The sequence below is a fragment of the Erythrobacter sp. SN6-5 genome (genome assembly GCF_057364945.1).
The window spans coordinates 2,741,914-2,755,384 of sequence record NZ_CP200282.1; the positions used below are offsets into that span (position 1 = coordinate 2,741,914).

General features: G+C 56.4%; 17 protein-coding genes and 1 tRNA gene. 1 reads left to right on the forward strand and 17 read right to left on the reverse strand.

Annotation, left to right across the window (positions count from 1 at the left end; all coding sequences use genetic code 11):
* Positions 1-13: 13 nt before the first annotated feature.
* The 16 genes from rpsC to AC0V6Z_RS13780 all read right to left on the reverse strand — a co-directional run bounded on the left by rpsC (position 14) and on the right by AC0V6Z_RS13780 (position 12,119).
* Positions 14-709: a 30S ribosomal protein S3 gene (gene rpsC, locus AC0V6Z_RS13705; RefSeq protein ID WP_472638994.1), complete on the reverse strand. Its 696-nt coding sequence runs from the start codon at positions 707-709 to the stop codon at positions 14-16.
* Position 710: 1 nt separating this feature from the next.
* A complete protein-coding gene (rplV, locus tag AC0V6Z_RS13710; protein ID WP_472638995.1) occupies positions 711-1,088 on the reverse strand; it encodes a 50S ribosomal protein L22 in 378 nt (125 codons plus the stop codon).
* On the reverse strand, positions 1,088-1,363 hold the full coding sequence (gene rpsS / locus AC0V6Z_RS13715) for a 30S ribosomal protein S19 (RefSeq protein WP_472638996.1): 276 nt from the start codon (positions 1,361-1,363) through the stop codon (positions 1,088-1,090). The genes rplV and rpsS overlap by 1 nt, the downstream gene beginning before the upstream one ends.
* A 6-nt stretch (positions 1,364-1,369) precedes the next feature.
* On the reverse strand, positions 1,370-2,206 hold the full coding sequence (gene rplB, locus AC0V6Z_RS13720) for a 50S ribosomal protein L2 (RefSeq protein WP_472638997.1): 837 nt from the start codon (positions 2,204-2,206) through the stop codon (positions 1,370-1,372).
* An 8-nt stretch (positions 2,207-2,214) separates the two neighbouring features.
* Positions 2,215-2,523, reverse strand: coding sequence for a 50S ribosomal protein L23 (locus AC0V6Z_RS13725; protein WP_472638998.1), 309 nt, complete (start codon positions 2,521-2,523; stop codon positions 2,215-2,217).
* Positions 2,516-3,139 carry a 50S ribosomal protein L4 gene (gene rplD, locus AC0V6Z_RS13730; protein WP_472638999.1) on the reverse strand — a complete coding sequence of 208 codons (624 nt, stop codon included), beginning with the start codon at positions 3,137-3,139 and terminating at the stop codon, positions 2,516-2,518. Before rplD ends, AC0V6Z_RS13725 begins: the two co-directional genes overlap by 8 nt.
* Positions 3,140-3,143: 4 nt before the next feature.
* Entirely contained in the window at positions 3,144-3,917 is a 774-nt protein-coding gene (gene rplC / locus AC0V6Z_RS13735; protein WP_472639000.1) for a 50S ribosomal protein L3, read from the reverse strand.
* A gap of 322 nt (positions 3,918-4,239) precedes the next feature.
* Entirely contained in the window at positions 4,240-4,551 is a 312-nt protein-coding gene (gene rpsJ, locus AC0V6Z_RS13740) for a 30S ribosomal protein S10 (RefSeq protein WP_086436159.1), read from the reverse strand.
* Between the two features lie 322 nt (positions 4,552-4,873).
* Positions 4,874-6,064, reverse strand: coding sequence for an elongation factor Tu (gene tuf / locus AC0V6Z_RS13745; RefSeq protein WP_472639001.1), 1,191 nt, complete (start codon positions 6,062-6,064; stop codon positions 4,874-4,876).
* Between the two features lie 91 nt (positions 6,065-6,155).
* Positions 6,156-7,094 carry a translation factor GTPase family protein gene (locus AC0V6Z_RS13750; protein WP_472639002.1) on the reverse strand — a complete coding sequence of 313 codons (939 nt, stop codon included), beginning with the start codon at positions 7,092-7,094 and terminating at the stop codon, positions 6,156-6,158.
* Positions 7,072-7,347, reverse strand: coding sequence for an EF-Tu/IF-2/RF-3 family GTPase (locus AC0V6Z_RS13755; protein WP_472639003.1), 276 nt, complete (start codon positions 7,345-7,347; stop codon positions 7,072-7,074). Before AC0V6Z_RS13755 ends, AC0V6Z_RS13750 begins: the two co-directional genes overlap by 23 nt.
* Positions 7,286-8,287 carry a GTP-binding protein gene (locus AC0V6Z_RS13760; RefSeq protein ID WP_472639004.1) on the reverse strand — a complete coding sequence of 334 codons (1,002 nt, stop codon included), beginning with the start codon at positions 8,285-8,287 and terminating at the stop codon, positions 7,286-7,288. The genes AC0V6Z_RS13755 and AC0V6Z_RS13760 overlap by 62 nt, the downstream gene beginning before the upstream one ends.
* A gap of 92 nt (positions 8,288-8,379) precedes the next feature.
* Positions 8,380-8,850, reverse strand: coding sequence for a 30S ribosomal protein S7 (gene rpsG / locus AC0V6Z_RS13765; protein WP_472639005.1), 471 nt, complete (start codon positions 8,848-8,850; stop codon positions 8,380-8,382).
* Positions 8,851-9,064: 214 nt separating this feature from the next.
* Positions 9,065-9,436: a 30S ribosomal protein S12 gene (rpsL, locus tag AC0V6Z_RS13770; protein ID WP_115366484.1), complete on the reverse strand. Its 372-nt coding sequence runs from the start codon at positions 9,434-9,436 to the stop codon at positions 9,065-9,067.
* A 461-nt stretch (positions 9,437-9,897) separates the two neighbouring features.
* Complete coding sequence (locus AC0V6Z_RS13775; RefSeq protein ID WP_486176494.1) at positions 9,898-10,794, reverse strand: transglutaminase family protein; 897 nt, start codon at positions 10,792-10,794, stop codon at positions 9,898-9,900.
* A gap of 617 nt (positions 10,795-11,411) precedes the next feature.
* Positions 11,412-12,119 (reverse strand): RHS repeat-associated core domain-containing protein, encoded by a 708-nt coding sequence (locus AC0V6Z_RS13780; RefSeq protein WP_472639007.1) that lies wholly within the window; start codon positions 12,117-12,119, stop codon positions 11,412-11,414.
* A gap of 411 nt (positions 12,120-12,530) precedes the next feature.
* Here AC0V6Z_RS13780 and AC0V6Z_RS13785 point away from each other — a divergent pair, with 411 nt between their 5' ends.
* Positions 12,531-13,208, forward strand: a complete 678-nt coding sequence (locus tag AC0V6Z_RS13785) for a hypothetical protein (protein ID WP_472639008.1) — start codon at positions 12,531-12,533, stop codon at positions 13,206-13,208.
* 177 nt (positions 13,209-13,385) lie between these two features.
* Here the strand turns inward: AC0V6Z_RS13785 and AC0V6Z_RS13790 are convergent.
* Positions 13,386-13,470, reverse strand: a tRNA-Leu gene (locus tag AC0V6Z_RS13790).
* Position 13,471: the final 1 nt, after the last annotated feature.

Sequence of the window (13,471 nt, forward strand, 5' to 3'; positions counted from 1 at the left end):
GTCTCTACCTACCTCAGCGAGCTGGCCGGACGCCGGAAGTCTGAGCTTCCATCATCAGGCGATCCTGCGCGGTTGGATCATGAGCGAGGATCTCGCCTTTGAAGATCCAGCACTTGATGCCGATGATCCCGTAAGCGGTCAGCGCTTCGGTTTCGGCATAATCGATGTTGGCACGCAGCGTGTGCAGCGGCACACGGCCTTCACGGTACCATTCAACGCGCGCAATCTCTGCTCCGCCTAAACGGCCACCACATGTGATCTTGATGCCTTCTGCGCCGAGACGCAGAGCAGACTGAACCGCACGCTTCATCGCACGGCGGAAAGCCACGCGGCGAATGAGCTGATCAGCTACGCCTTGAGCAACGAGCTTCGCATCGATTTCCGGCTTGCGGATCTCAACGATGTTCAGCTTCACTTCGCTCGAAGTCATCGTCGCCAGCTTGGCGCGCAGCTTCTCGATGTCCGCACCCTTCTTACCGATGATAACACCGGGACGGGCAGCATAGATCGAAATGCGGCAGAGCTTTGCTGGACGCTCGATCACCACCTTGGAAATCGCAGCTTGCGGCAGCGATTTGATGATGAACTTACGGATCTCAATGTCTTCCTTGAGCAGACCGGCATAGTCACGCCCTTCGGCGTACCAACGGCTGTCCCAAGTACGGTTGATCTGCAGACGCAGACCGATCGGATTACTCTTCTGACCCATCTTACGCCTCTTCCTCTTCGCGAACTACGATGCGCAGCTTGCTGAATGGCTTCAGGATGCGGGTCGATTTACCACGGCCACGTGTGTGGAACCGCTTCATAGTAATCGCTTTACCGACCGAAGCCTCAGCAACGACGAGCGCGTCGACGTCGAGATTGTGGTTGTTTTCCGCGTTAGCGATTGCCGATGCGAGAACTTTCGTCGCATCCTTGGCCATTGCCTTCTTCGAGAAGGTGAGGATGTTGAGAGCCTCTTCAACCTTCTTGCCGCGAATTTGCTGCGCCACGAGGTTCAACTTTTGCGCGGAACCACGAATGGACGTGCCGACAGCCAGAGCCTCGTTATCGCCAACACGGCGCGGTGATTTTGCCTTGCCCATTAGCGTTTACCCTTCTTGTCGGCAGCGTGGCCAGGGAATGTCCGCGTAGGCGAAAATTCACCAAGCTTGTGCCCGACCATTTCCTCGGAAACCGAGACCGGGATGAACTTGTGGCCATTGTAGACGTTGAACGTCAGACCAACGAATTGCGGCAAAATCGTAGAACGACGCGACCAGGTTTTGATCGGCTTCGTATTGTTTGCCTCTTGCGCGTCCTCCGCCTTCTTCAGAAGGCTGAGCTCGACGAAAGGACCTTTCCAGACGGAACGTGCCATCGTGTCTTACCTCTTCTTCTTGGCGTGGCGCGAACGGATAATCATCTTATCCGTCTGCTTGTTTTTACGAGTGCGGGCACCCTTGGTCGGCTTACCCCATGGGGTAACCGGGTGACGGCCACCAGACGTCCGGCCTTCACCACCACCGTGGGGGTGATCGACTGGGTTCTTAGCGACACCGCGCGTCAGCGGCTTGATGCCCATCCAGCGGCGACGACCAGCCTTGCCCAGGTTTTGGTTTTGGTTGTCGGGGTTCGACACCGCACCAACTGTACCCATGCAATCGGCCCGCAGGTAACGCTGCTCACCAGAGTTGAGGCGCGCGATCACCATGCCGCGGTCACGACCAACCAGTTGGACATAAGCACCAGCAGAGCGAGCGATTTGACCACCCTTGCCCGGCTTCATCTCAACATTGTGGCAGATCGTACCAACCGGCATCTGACCCAGAAGCATGGCGTTGCCAGGCTTCGTATCGGTCTTCTCGCCAGCCACAACCGTTGCACCAATGTCAAGACGCTGAGGGCAGAGGATGTAAGCTTGCTCGCCATCTTCATATTTCAGAAGCGCGATGAAAGCCGTACGGTTCGGGTCATATTCGATCCGCTCAACGGTCGCAGGAACATCCCACTTCCGACGCTTGAAATCGATGAAGCGGTACTTTTGCTTGTGACCGCCGCCTATGCCACGCGAAGTGACATGACCTTTGTTGTTCCGGCCACCGGACTTACGCTTGCCTTCCGTGAGCGACTTGACCGGCTTGCCCTTCCAGAGGCTGGTCTTGTCGACGAGGATGAGGCCGCGGCGTGCGGGGCTCGTCGGTTTATAATTCTTGAGTGCCATGATCCGCCTCAGATACCGCTAGTGATATCGATCATTTCACCCTCAACGAGGGTAACGATCGCTTTTTTCACGTCGATGCGCTTGTAAGGTTTACCCTTCCAGCGCTTGGTCTTGCCCTTGGTCACGATGGTGTTAACCGAAGTGACCTTCTTGTCGTAGATCGCTTCAACCGCTTCTTTAATCTGCGGCTTGGTCGCATCAAGTGCCACCTTGAAAACCACCGCGTTGTTCTCCGAAAGAAGCGTAGACTTCTCGGTGATGTGCGGGGCCAAGATCACGTCATAGTGACGGGCATCAACTTCTTGCTTTTTAGCCATTGAAGCGCGCCTCCAACTTCTCGACCGCATCCTTGGTGAGGACCAGCGTGTCGTGGTTCAAAATGTCATAAACATTCGCGCCAGCTGCCGGCATCACATTGATACCTGGCAGGTTGCCAGCGGCCTTCTTGAAGCCGTCGTCAATGCTGTCGCCGTCAATGACCAGCACTTTGCCAGCCCAACCAGCCTTTTCGAGATGCCCTTTGAGCACCTTCGTCTTGGCTTCTTTCATCGCAAGGCTGTCGAGAACGACCAAGCCGTCCTTCGCCTTGCTGGAAAGAGCCATTTTTAGGCCGAGTGCGCGAATTTTCTTGTTCAGCGACTGGTTGAAGTCACGCTTGCGTGCACCGTGCGCTTTACCACCACCGATAAAGATCGGAGCAGAACGAGCACCGTGACGAGCGCCGCCTGAACCCTTTTGCGCGCCGAACTTCTTACCAGTGCGAGCCACATCCGAACGCTCACGCGTTGGACGAGCGGTCGCACGGCGATTTTCCAGCTGCCAGGTCACAACCCGGTGCAGAATGTCGGCTCGCGGAGTTACACCGAACACATCATCATTGAGAGTGATGTCGCCCGAAGCCTTCCCGTCGATTTTCTGGACTTTGACTTTCATGGTCTCAGCCCTCCTTGTTTTCATCAGCCGCAGGCGCTTCGGCCTCAGCAGCAGGGGTGTCAGCAGCAGGGGTGTCAGCAGCAGCTTCAACCGGCGCAGCTGCTTCAATAACAGCGCCTGGGAACGGAAGATCGTCAGGCATTGCGAGCTTCACAGCGTCGCGAACCAGCAACCAGCCATTCTTCGAACCAGGGACCGAACCCTTGATGAAGAGCAAACCACGCTCAGCGTCCGTGCGGACAACCTCGAGGTTTTGCTGGGTACGCTGACGGTCACCCATGTGACCAGCCATCTTCTTACCCTTAAACACGCGGCCCGGATCCTGACGGTTACCCGTCGAACCGTGCGAACGGTGAGAGATCGAAACACCGTGGGTGGCGCGCAAACCGCCAAAACCCCAACGCTTCATGGCGCCAGCAAAGCCTTTACCCTGAGTGTGACCGGTGATGTCGACCTTTTGGCCAGCCAGGAAGTGATCAGCGCTGATAGTAGCGCCAACAGGGACAAGGCCCTCTTCGCTTTCGACCCGGAATTCAGCAACCTGCTTCTTCAGCGCGACTTCCGCTTTCGCGAAATGCTCACGCTGTGGCTTGGCTACATTCTTTTGTTTCGCAGTACCTGCGCCGAGCTGGACAGCGAAATAGCCATCACGCTCTGCGGTGCGGTGCGAGACAACCTGACAATCTTCCAGTGCGAGAACAGTCACGGGAACGTGACGTCCATCGTCCTGGAACAGGCGGGTCATCCCGACTTTCTTTGCGATCACGCCAGTGCGCATCGTCAAAACTCCTAAACAGAGGCACTCAGGGCCCATCCCAAAGTGCTTGCGAACCCGCCCAAAACAGACAGATCCATTCAACCCAGATTTTATGCATCGCCCCGTCCGGGCTGAATGCTCGCGCAGCCACATGGCCGGTTGAGCGAGACGGGGGACGCAGACCCGGCGTAGTCCAAAGACAATACCGGCGGTATCCCTATGTCTTGCCTGAGCATTTTCCGTTTCGGGAGAATGCTAGCGGGGCCATAAGTGCCCCGAAACTCTCGGTCAGTTTATGATGGTCCGTACCGAAGACCTCGCCCCACTAACGCAGGGCGGTAGATTAAGCGAGCTTAATCTCAACATTCACACCAGCAGCCAAGTCAAGCTTCATCAAAGCGTCGACGGTCTGAGCGTTAGGCTGCACGATATCGAGCAACCGCTTGAAGGTGCGCACCTCGAACTGCTCGCGTGACTTTTTGTCGATGTGCGGGCCGCGGTTCACGGTGAACTTCTCGATGCGCGTTGGCATAGGAATGGGGCCACGAATAAGAGCACCCGTACGACGTGCTGTCTCTGCAATCTCACCAGTTGCCTGGTCAAGAACGCGGTGGTCGAACGCCTTAAGGCGAATACGGATATTCTGAGCTTCCATTACCTGTACCAATGCGAAAGAGCCAAAGAGGTTTTACGCCTCTCAAAAAAGAAAAGGCCCGCCCCGCTTATCTCCGGTTTCCCGGAACGGGCGGCCTTATAAAATTGCGTTGCCGCGAACGAATCCTCGGCCTGTGGAGGCGCGTATAAGGAGAGACCCGCCCTGTGGCAACCCCTGAATTGCGGTCATAAAAAACCGCCTTCCAAAAGCATGCATTTGAGCGCGCCTAACGTTCAACTCACCTCACACAAAAAGGGCCCGGCTCTCGCTGAGAGAACCGGGCCACTCTTTATCGCTGCACCTTATAAGAGGCGCGAAACGCTTACTTGGTGATCTTAGCAACCACGCCCGAACCAACGGTACGGCCGCCTTCGCGGATCGCGAAGCGGAGACCTTGGTCCATAGCGATTGGAGCGATCAGCTTAACGTTGATCGTCACGTCATCACCCGGCATTACCATCTCGGTGCCCTCTGGGAGGATCACTTCGCCGGTCACGTCGGTAGTGCGGAAGTAGAACTGTGGACGGTAGTTCGCGAAGAATGGCGTGTGACGGCCACCCTCATCCTTCGAAAGAACATAAACGTTCGCTTCGAATTCAGTGTGCGGGCTAACCGAGCCAGGCTTACAAAGAACCTGACCACGCTCAACTTCTTCACGGCCAACGCCGCGGATCAGTGCGCCAATGTTATCGCCAGCTTCACCGGAGTCGAGCAGCTTCCGGAACATTTCAACGCCGGTCACAGTTGTCTTGGAGGTGTCCTTAATGCCGACGATTTCAACTTCGTCACCGACATTGACCTTACCGGTTTCAACACGGCCAGTCACAACAGTACCGCGACCAGAGATCGAGAACACGTCCTCGATTGGCATCAGGAAGTCCTGATCCACTGGACGGTCTGGCTGTGGGATGTGCTCGTCAACAGACGCCATCAGAGCCTTGATCGACTCAGAACCGATTGCATCATCACGACCTTCGAGAGCAGCAAGAGCAGAACCCTTGGTGATTGCGATGTTGTCGCCGTCAAAGCCATACTCGCTGAGCAGCTCACGAACTTCCATTTCAACGAGTTCGAGGATTTCCTCGTCGTCGACCTGGTCAACCTTGTTCATGTAAACAACCAGAGCCGGAACACCAACCTGGCGCGCAAGCAGGATGTGCTCGCGAGTTTGTGGCATTGGGCCGTCGGCTGCGTTCACAACCAGGATCGCGCCGTCCATTTGCGCCGCACCAGTGATCATGTTCTTAACATAGTCAGCGTGACCTGGGCAGTCGACGTGTGCGTAGTGACGCGCATCGGTTTCGTATTCAACGTGAGCGGTAGAGATCGTGATCCCGCGCTCGCGCTCTTCCGGAGCCTTATCGATGTTTGCAAAGTCAACAGCTTCGCCGCCCGAAGCTTCAGCCATCACTTTGGTGATCGCAGCAGTCAGGGTGGTTTTACCATGGTCAACGTGACCAATGGTGCCGATGTTGCAGTGCGGCTTGTTCCGCTCGAATTTTTCCTTCGCCATGTCTCGTCTTAACCTTCTATCTAAAATGAATTCCTACGGGGAAAAGGCGCGCCCGCTGAATCAGGCGCAGCCCCTAGACCCTGCGATCAGCTTAAGCAAGCTTCTCTTTGACTTCCTGTGCAACACTTGCAAGCACTTCGTCATAGTGACTGAACTGCATGGAGTATTGCGCGCGGCCCTGGCTGAATGAGCGAAGCTCGTTCACGTAACCGAACATGTTTGCGAGCGGAACCATTGCTTCGACAGCTTGGGCATTGCCCCGGCTATCTGTGCCTTGGATCTGACCGCGGCGGCTGTTGAGATCACCGATGACGTCACCCAGATAATCTTCCGGAGTCACCACTTCAACCTTCATAACTGGCTCAAGCAGTTTGATGCCACCACGCTCTGCTGCTTCGCGCATTGCGCCCTTGCCGCAGATTTCAAACGCCACGGTGGACGAGTCGACATCGTGGAACGCACCATCTGTGAGGTGGATGGTGAAGTCGATGATTGGGAAGCCAATTAGATAACCACTGTCGGCTTGCTCACGGATGCCCTTCTCAAGCGACGGGATGTATTCCTTAGGAATATTACCGCCCTTGATGCTGTCCTCGAACACGATGCCTTGACCGCGCTCACCCGGAGTGAAGGTCGCCTTGGCACGGGCAAACTGCCCAGTACCACCCGATTGCTTCTTGTGTGTGTAATCAACAGCGATTTCGCGGCCCAGCGATTCACGGTAAGCCACCTGCGGCGCACCGACATTCGCTTCGACCTTGAACTCACGCTTCATACGATCAACGAGAATGTCGAGGTGAAGCTCGCCCATACCCTTGATGATCGTCTGACCGCTTTCGTGGTCAGTCGTAACGCGGAAGCTAGGATCCTCAGCAGCCAAGCGATTGAGCGCAACGCCCATCTTCTCTTGGTCAGCCTTGGTCTTCGGCTCCACAGACAATTCGATAACCGGATCCGGGAATTCCATCCGCTCCAGAATGATCGGGTGGGCTGGATCGCAAAGCGTATCACCAGTGGTGGTCGCCTTCATGCTGAGCCAATGCGACAATATCGCCCGCGAATGCTTCTTCGATGTCCTTACGGTCATTGGAGTGCATTTCGAGGATGCGGCCGATCTTTTCCTTCTTGCCCTTCACAGAGTTCAAGACGGTGCCCTTTGCCAGTTCACCGGAATAGATGCGGGTAAAGGTGAGCGAGCCAACGAATGGATCGTTCATGACCTTAAATGCCAGCGCCGCGAACGGCACGGCATCGTCGGATGCGCGCAGAATCTTCTTCGTCACTATCAGGCTTAACACCCTTAATCGCTTCCACGTCGAGCGGGCTCGGCATGTAGTCGACGACAGCGTCGAGCAGAGGCTGAACGCCCTTGTTCTTAAACGCAGAGCCGCAAAGCACAGGAACGAAGCTCTGGTTGAGCGTCCCCTTACGGATCAGCTTTTTCAGCGTAACCGCATCAGGCTCGGTGCCTTCAAGGTACGCCTCCATCACGTCATCGTCTTGCTCAACAGCAAGCTCGATCAGCTTCTCACGGTATTCAGTCGCTTCGTCGGCCATGTCCGCGGGAATATCATCATAGACGTATTCCGCGCCCAGATCTTCGTTCTTCCAGGTGATCGAACGCTGGTTCACCAGGTCGACCAAACCCGTCAAATCGGCTTCAATACCGATTGGCAGATACAGCACAGCCGGTGTCGCACCGAGACGCTCAATGATCGAGTTCACGCAGTACTTAAAGTCGGCGCCGGTGCGGTCCAACTTATTAATGAAGCACATCCGGGGAACTTTGTACTTGTCGGCCTGGCGCCAAACGGTTTCCGACTGAGGCTCCACCCCAGCAACACCGTCAAAGCATGCAACCGCGCCATCAAGCACGCGCAGCGAACGTTCAACTTCAATCGTGAAGTCAACGTGGCCAGGCGTATCAATGATGTTGATCCGGTGCTCAGGCGTCTTACGCAGCTCTTTCGGATCGCTCTTGGGATCCATCGTCGGATCTTCCGGGTTCCAGAAACAGGTCGTCGCAGCGGACGTAATCGTGATGCCGCGCTCTTGTTCTTGCTCCATCCAGTCCATGGTCGCAGCGCCATCATGCACTTCGCCAATCTTGTAGGACTTTCCGGTGTAATACAGGATGCGTTCGGTCGTAGTCGTCTTACCAGCATCGATGTGAGCCATGATGCCGATATTGCGATAGCGCTCCAGCGGATACTCGCGGGCCATATCAAATTCCTCGGATAGGTTTGTGGGGGTGAACCAATGTCACCCCCATATAGTGACGTTTATGACAGCGGTAAGTCCTACCGCCACCCATGTTACCAGCGGTAGTGCGAGAACGCGCGGTTGGCATCAGCCATCCGGTGCGTATCTTCACGCTTCTTCACCGCATTGCCGCGGTTGTTGGCCGCATCCATCAGCTCGCCGGAAAGGCGCGCGCTCATGGTGGTTTCCGGACGACCGCGAGCAGCCGAGATCATCCAACGCAGCGCCAATGCCTGAGCGCGCTCTGGGCGCACTTCGACAGGAACCTGGTACGTCGCACCACCAACACGGCGGCTGCGCACTTCGACCTGCGGCTTGATGTTGTTGATCGCATCATGGAAAACCTGAAGCGGATCGGTCTTGGCCTTCGCCTCAACCGTATCAAGCGCTGAATAAACAATACCTTCTGCGGTGGACTTCTTACCGTCCAGCATCAGGTTGTTCATGAACTTCGACAGAACCTGATCACCAAACTTGGGATCCGGCAAGATAACCCGCTTTTCGGGCCTACGACGACGTGACATATTTAAAAACTCCTCTGGAGTTTGGGGCGGTTCCGGCCCGTCTCCGCGTTATTTCCCTTTGGCCAACCACCCGAAAATTCGGACATCAGGTGGTTTGGGCCAAGAGATAAAATGCGAGATGGGCTGGCACCGAGGTCAACATGGATATGTTGACCGCACCCAAGAAAACTCAAAACCTACCCGCAAGCCCTCAGCCCACGGACAGGCGCACCAATCATTTAGGCCGCTTCGCGCCGTACTTCGAACGGCTCTGCTTGCGGTCCTTGACCCCTTGTGTGTCGAGCACGCCGCGCAGGACGTGGTAACGCACACCGGGAAGATCGCGCACACGGCCGCCACGGATCAGCACAACGCTGTGTTCCTGGAGGTTGTGGCCTTCGCCCGGAATGTAGGAGATGACTTCGCGCTGGTTCGTCAGGCGCACCTTGGCAACCTTACGCAGAGCGGAGTTCGGCTTCTTTGGCGTCGTTGTATAAACGCGTGTGCAAACGCCGCGCTTCTGCGGGTTTGCTTCCATCGCAGGGACCTTGGACTTGGCCTTCTGCGGAACGCGGCCCTTGCGGACCAGCTGGTTAATCGTAGGCATTGAATACCTTCACCTTTTATTCTGATCCGGCGGGATTACCGGATCAGGACGCCCCTTCGCAGGCGCGGAACCGGCTGCCACTTCCGCATGAAGGGGCTCGGTCCTGGCCGCTGAGGCAGGCGCTTGGCTGGTCAGGTGAAGTGAAGTTCGTTCAAGCGGCCCGTTCGTGCTGAGCCTGTCGAAGTATGACGGGCCGCCCACGCGGTGCGCAGAAACAAACTGAAACACTCCACCCGGTAACAAAGCACCGGGTTACTTTGACGGCCGCCCCAACCCTTCCGCAAATTCGTCATCCTGAACTCGTTTCGGGATAACAAACGACAGAAGAGCAAATAGAAAAGGCCTAGCTCAAGCGAGCGAGGCCTCCGGGACTTAACCGGCAATGTTCAGCTCTATTTGGCCGGGGTGTGCACGCGGCACGCCTCGGATGAGCGCGCCTTTAGCGGCGGGTGGTGCGGGGGTCAAGGGGTAACAACTGGCGTCCAACCCAATGCTTCTGCTTGTTGGAAAGCCGCAGAATTCTGGCTCGCGAGCATCTGAAAACGCGGACGCAGGCTAGGCGGTATCGTCTGCGGATTGGGAAAACGCTCTATGAACTCCGTTCGTAGCAGCTCACCATGTGCAGAGCCGCGTGTCAGCATCGCGTGAACGTCTTTCGGGTAATATTCGAGAAGCACGTCCGCAACCTCGATAGCCTCACCGTAGCGACCTTCACTCATCAGCCACTCGGTCACGGTGCTTGCCATGACAGCGATGCTCTCACGCTTGGTTAGCACACCGAGATAGATGCCGCTCTCTACTTGAGCCTGCGTCACTCCCATTTTCTCGAAATACTCACTCTCACGCGCTGGGTGACCACCGCTTGTCGACTCGATGGCAATGCTGCGCCCATTGGTCGGATTGGTGTAGCGCATGAAAACATGGAGTGGAGCGGTTGAGAGCGACACGTTCAACCCCAACCTCTCGGCCACGATAAGCTGCAATATCGGCATCGACACGCAGTTGCCCCGCCGCGTGTCAAAGTAAGTTGCGAGGAGCTTATTGCGCAGGTCTTGGCCATAGGGATCGTCATGGTCGTAAACGAATGGCCTGTTCGCATTCCATGCACCCGCTTCGTAAATGACCTGCCGTGCTGCTTTGAGCTTGTCGATGTCGCTGCCGTTCGCCGGAATGCGTGTCGCCGCACTGACGAGCCGGTCAATCTTAGCCGTCACCGCGGCCTCGTCCAGTTCTGGGGCGATGATGCGGTCGAAGGTCAATTTTGCCCGTTCATAGCTTAACTCGCTTTCGGGAGCGGCTAGAATAGCGTGGACGGTATCAGTGGGACTCTGTGCATAAAGCGGACCCGAAAGTGCCATAAGGATGAGAGCAAAAAAACAAGGCCATGCGCCCTTTGACACGTCTCTAGCCCCTTACCGGTTCTCTTCAGCCTCGACGGCATCACGGACCAATGCGAACCAAGCATCTGTGCGGACCGCATGCACAGGTTCGAACGACAACCGGCTTTCAGTACCCAGCATGACCAAATACCGATATCCAATCATAAATCTTGGGGCGAGCGGACAGTGTCTACCGAGATTAGTAGCTCCTGCTATACCTCCCGGAAGAGATATCTGCCCGAATTCTTTGTGCCCGTCTGCTAACTCTTGATGCCTGTTGGGAATATCGAAGTAGACCTGAGGAGGATAGGTGTACGGGGCTTGACCATACACTTTTACATTCCCGCCAGGAGAACCCTTGAGTTCCGTTCCGGTGGACGAAATCAAATAGTAGCCATCAAAGCCATCGCGAGAAGCGTCTGCCACAAACTCGTTGGCTCTCCCCAGAAAAATTGTATCGGAACTTCCGACCAACTCACCTAGACTGGCTTCTTCCCACTCAACATAGCCAGTTTCGCACGGATTAGATGGACTTGAGAAAGCTGGAGCGCAGCTAAGCCCAAGGCTGGCCAAACAGACCGCGCAAAGATCTCTGATCATTGACCCGACCTACTACGCTGATAGGGGCTTCCGGATCGACGCCGAAAAACATTTGTTCGATTGACAGCGCGTGCCTCCCTTAGTCCGTCAGGCCCCGGAACCGTAACACCGGAGACAATGATGGTACCCGATCCTTGTTGGCCATGGGTGCCATCAATGTGATCGGAGATATGCGAACCGACTTCATGCTCAATCGCATCCGCGACGGTAAAGGGCACATCTGTCTCCACTCGACTATCCCCTACAAAACCTCGTGTAGTAGACTCTTGCATTCCGATCTGACCTTCCCCGGCAAGCCGTTCGCCTTGATAGGTCTCCGGGCCACTAAAAATGGCAGACTCCTCGAGAGCACCGCCATCAACAGCGGCTAAATCAACCCGATCACCGTTTGCGATAAGCTGGCTCTCTACCCCTCCAACTCTGCTATTAGAATCGGCAATCTGCTGATCGATTGCTCCTTGGAGTTCGGGGTTGTCCGAACAGACGCCGACTTGGACGGTATTGCCCTCCGAATCCGTTGTTTGAGCGCACAGCCCGGTCGGGTCTGCATTGTTGATCGGATCATTTCCGACATAAGCATAGAGATTTACGTCGTCCTCATAGCCAATAGGGTCAGTCTGTAAGTATCTCGCCTGTACTGGAGAGGCGGTGATGCCCGCCAGTACAATTGCCGCAACTGCGGTGGTGGAAATCGGCTTCTGCAAGACTAGTCTCCCCAAGCGTTAAGAGGAAATCTAACACGTCGGCCAGTAAAAGCCAGACTCAGTTCGATCTTTTCCGATTCTATTCTATCAAGCCCAGCAACCACCTAGGGTTAGTGAGCGAGGATATCGCAGCACGGATGTGCTGCGGAACACAAAAACTCATCTCCTCTTGGTTCACCCCATCGAGATTGCGCCCAGCGTCTTGGTGCCGCCCACCAATCTCGCGCCTCGACGCCTGAGTTATTTGCTTTGACCCTCAAGCGCCGGGCGGCGGACATCCGTCCGCCTTGGCTTTCGCGGCATAAGCCGCGGCGGCCGGTCGGCCTTGCGGTCCGCTGGTCGCGGACCGAGCCATTCCCGGCCACGTAGCGTTTTCCTACCTTGCTGGAATGTGCATAATCCCGTCGGGCTATGACTAACCCTCCCAAACTCACCAACAAACGCGCCATTCCCCGCCAAGGCACCTCTGCCGTCGCGTTCGAAGCCGCTCCCCCTGCCCCGGACGACCCTCTCCTCAATTTCACCCCGGTCCCGCACAGCCGCCCTCGCCGCAATTCCATCACTGCGGACTTGCAACGCGAATTCATCGCCCATCTTGCGGCGACCGGCATTGTCACCGCCGCTGCGCGGCACATCGGCAAATCGATGGAGGCGATCTACAAATTGCGCGCGCGGCCCGGCGCGGAAAGTTTCCGTGCGGCGTGGGATGCGGCGATTGACCGCGGGGTCTCTCGGTTGGAGGCGACCGCCCTCACCCGCGCTATCACCGGCGAGGAGCGCATGGTCGTCTCTTCCGGCAGGGTGCTGGGTACCGAGACACGCCATAACGAGGCGCTGGTGATGTTCTTCCTGCGGGGTCGTTTACCGCACCGCTATGGATCGGGGGAGCTACGCCCCGGCCATCCGGCTTACGAAGCGCTCAAGGCTGAGCTGCGCGCCCAATTGCGGGAGGAGTGGGAGCAGGAGCGATACGAAGAGCGCCACAGCGAGGAGAACCGCGCGGCGAACCTGCAATTCTTCACCGACCTGCGCGAGAGGTGGAAGAAGGAATGGGAATTGGAGAGAAGGAAGTTGGGCGAGCAAACCTGACAGGCTTGGAATGGTTCGACGCCGCAGGCGTCGCAAGCGCGACTGCGCGCCCGAGCTTATGCGAGGATAGCCAAGCGAACGGATGTGAGCGCTGGCGCTTGAAGCCAAACAAAAACGAGGATAGCGCACTGCCGGATGCCAGTGCGCAAAACCAAAACCAAATTTTCTGCAAAAATTTGGTGCCCCTGGCCCGACTCGAACGGGCACTCCGTTAGGAACTCGATTTTGAGTCGAGCGCGTCTACCAATTCCACCACAGGGGCA

Bases quoted from the DNA above. Each gene is read 5' to 3' on its own strand.
- rplV (WP_472638995.1), bottom strand. From the start codon at position 1,088: ATGGGCAAGGCAAAATCACCGCGCCGTGTTGGCGATAACGAGGCTCTG.
- rpsS (WP_472638996.1), bottom strand. From the start codon at position 1,363: ATGGCACGTTCCGTCTGGAAAGGTCCTTTCGTCGAGCTCAGCCTTCTG.
- AC0V6Z_RS13725 (WP_472638998.1), bottom strand. From the start codon at position 2,523: ATGGCTAAAAAGCAAGAAGTTGATGCCCGTCACTATGACGTGATCTTG.
- rplD (WP_472638999.1), bottom strand. From the start codon at position 3,139: ATGAAAGTCAAAGTCCAGAAAATCGACGGGAAGGCTTCGGGCGACATC.
- rpsJ (WP_086436159.1), bottom strand. From the start codon at position 4,551: ATGGAAGCTCAGAATATCCGTATTCGCCTTAAGGCGTTCGACCACCGC.
- AC0V6Z_RS13775 (WP_486176494.1), bottom strand. From the start codon at position 10,794: ATGGCACTTTCGGGTCCGCTTTATGCACAGAGTCCCACTGATACCGTC.
- AC0V6Z_RS13750 (WP_472639002.1), bottom strand. From the start codon at position 7,094: ATGAAGGCGACCACCACTGGTGATACGCTTTGCGATCCAGCCCACCCG.
- AC0V6Z_RS13785 (WP_472639008.1), top strand. From the start codon at position 12,531: ATGACTAACCCTCCCAAACTCACCAACAAACGCGCCATTCCCCGCCAA.
- rplC (WP_472639000.1), bottom strand. From the start codon at position 3,917: ATGCGCACTGGCGTGATCGCAAAGAAAGTCGGGATGACCCGCCTGTTC.
- rpsG (WP_472639005.1), bottom strand. From the start codon at position 8,850: ATGTCACGTCGTCGTAGGCCCGAAAAGCGGGTTATCTTGCCGGATCCC.
- tuf (WP_472639001.1), bottom strand. From the start codon at position 6,064: ATGGCGAAGGAAAAATTCGAGCGGAACAAGCCGCACTGCAACATCGGC.
- rpsL (WP_115366484.1), bottom strand. From the start codon at position 9,436: ATGCCTACGATTAACCAGCTGGTCCGCAAGGGCCGCGTTCCGCAGAAG.
- rpsC (WP_472638994.1), bottom strand. From the start codon at position 709: ATGGGTCAGAAGAGTAATCCGATCGGTCTGCGTCTGCAGATCAACCGT.
- AC0V6Z_RS13760 (WP_472639004.1), bottom strand. From the start codon at position 8,287: ATGGCCCGCGAGTATCCGCTGGAGCGCTATCGCAATATCGGCATCATG.
- rplB (WP_472638997.1), bottom strand. From the start codon at position 2,206: ATGGCACTCAAGAATTATAAACCGACGAGCCCCGCACGCCGCGGCCTC.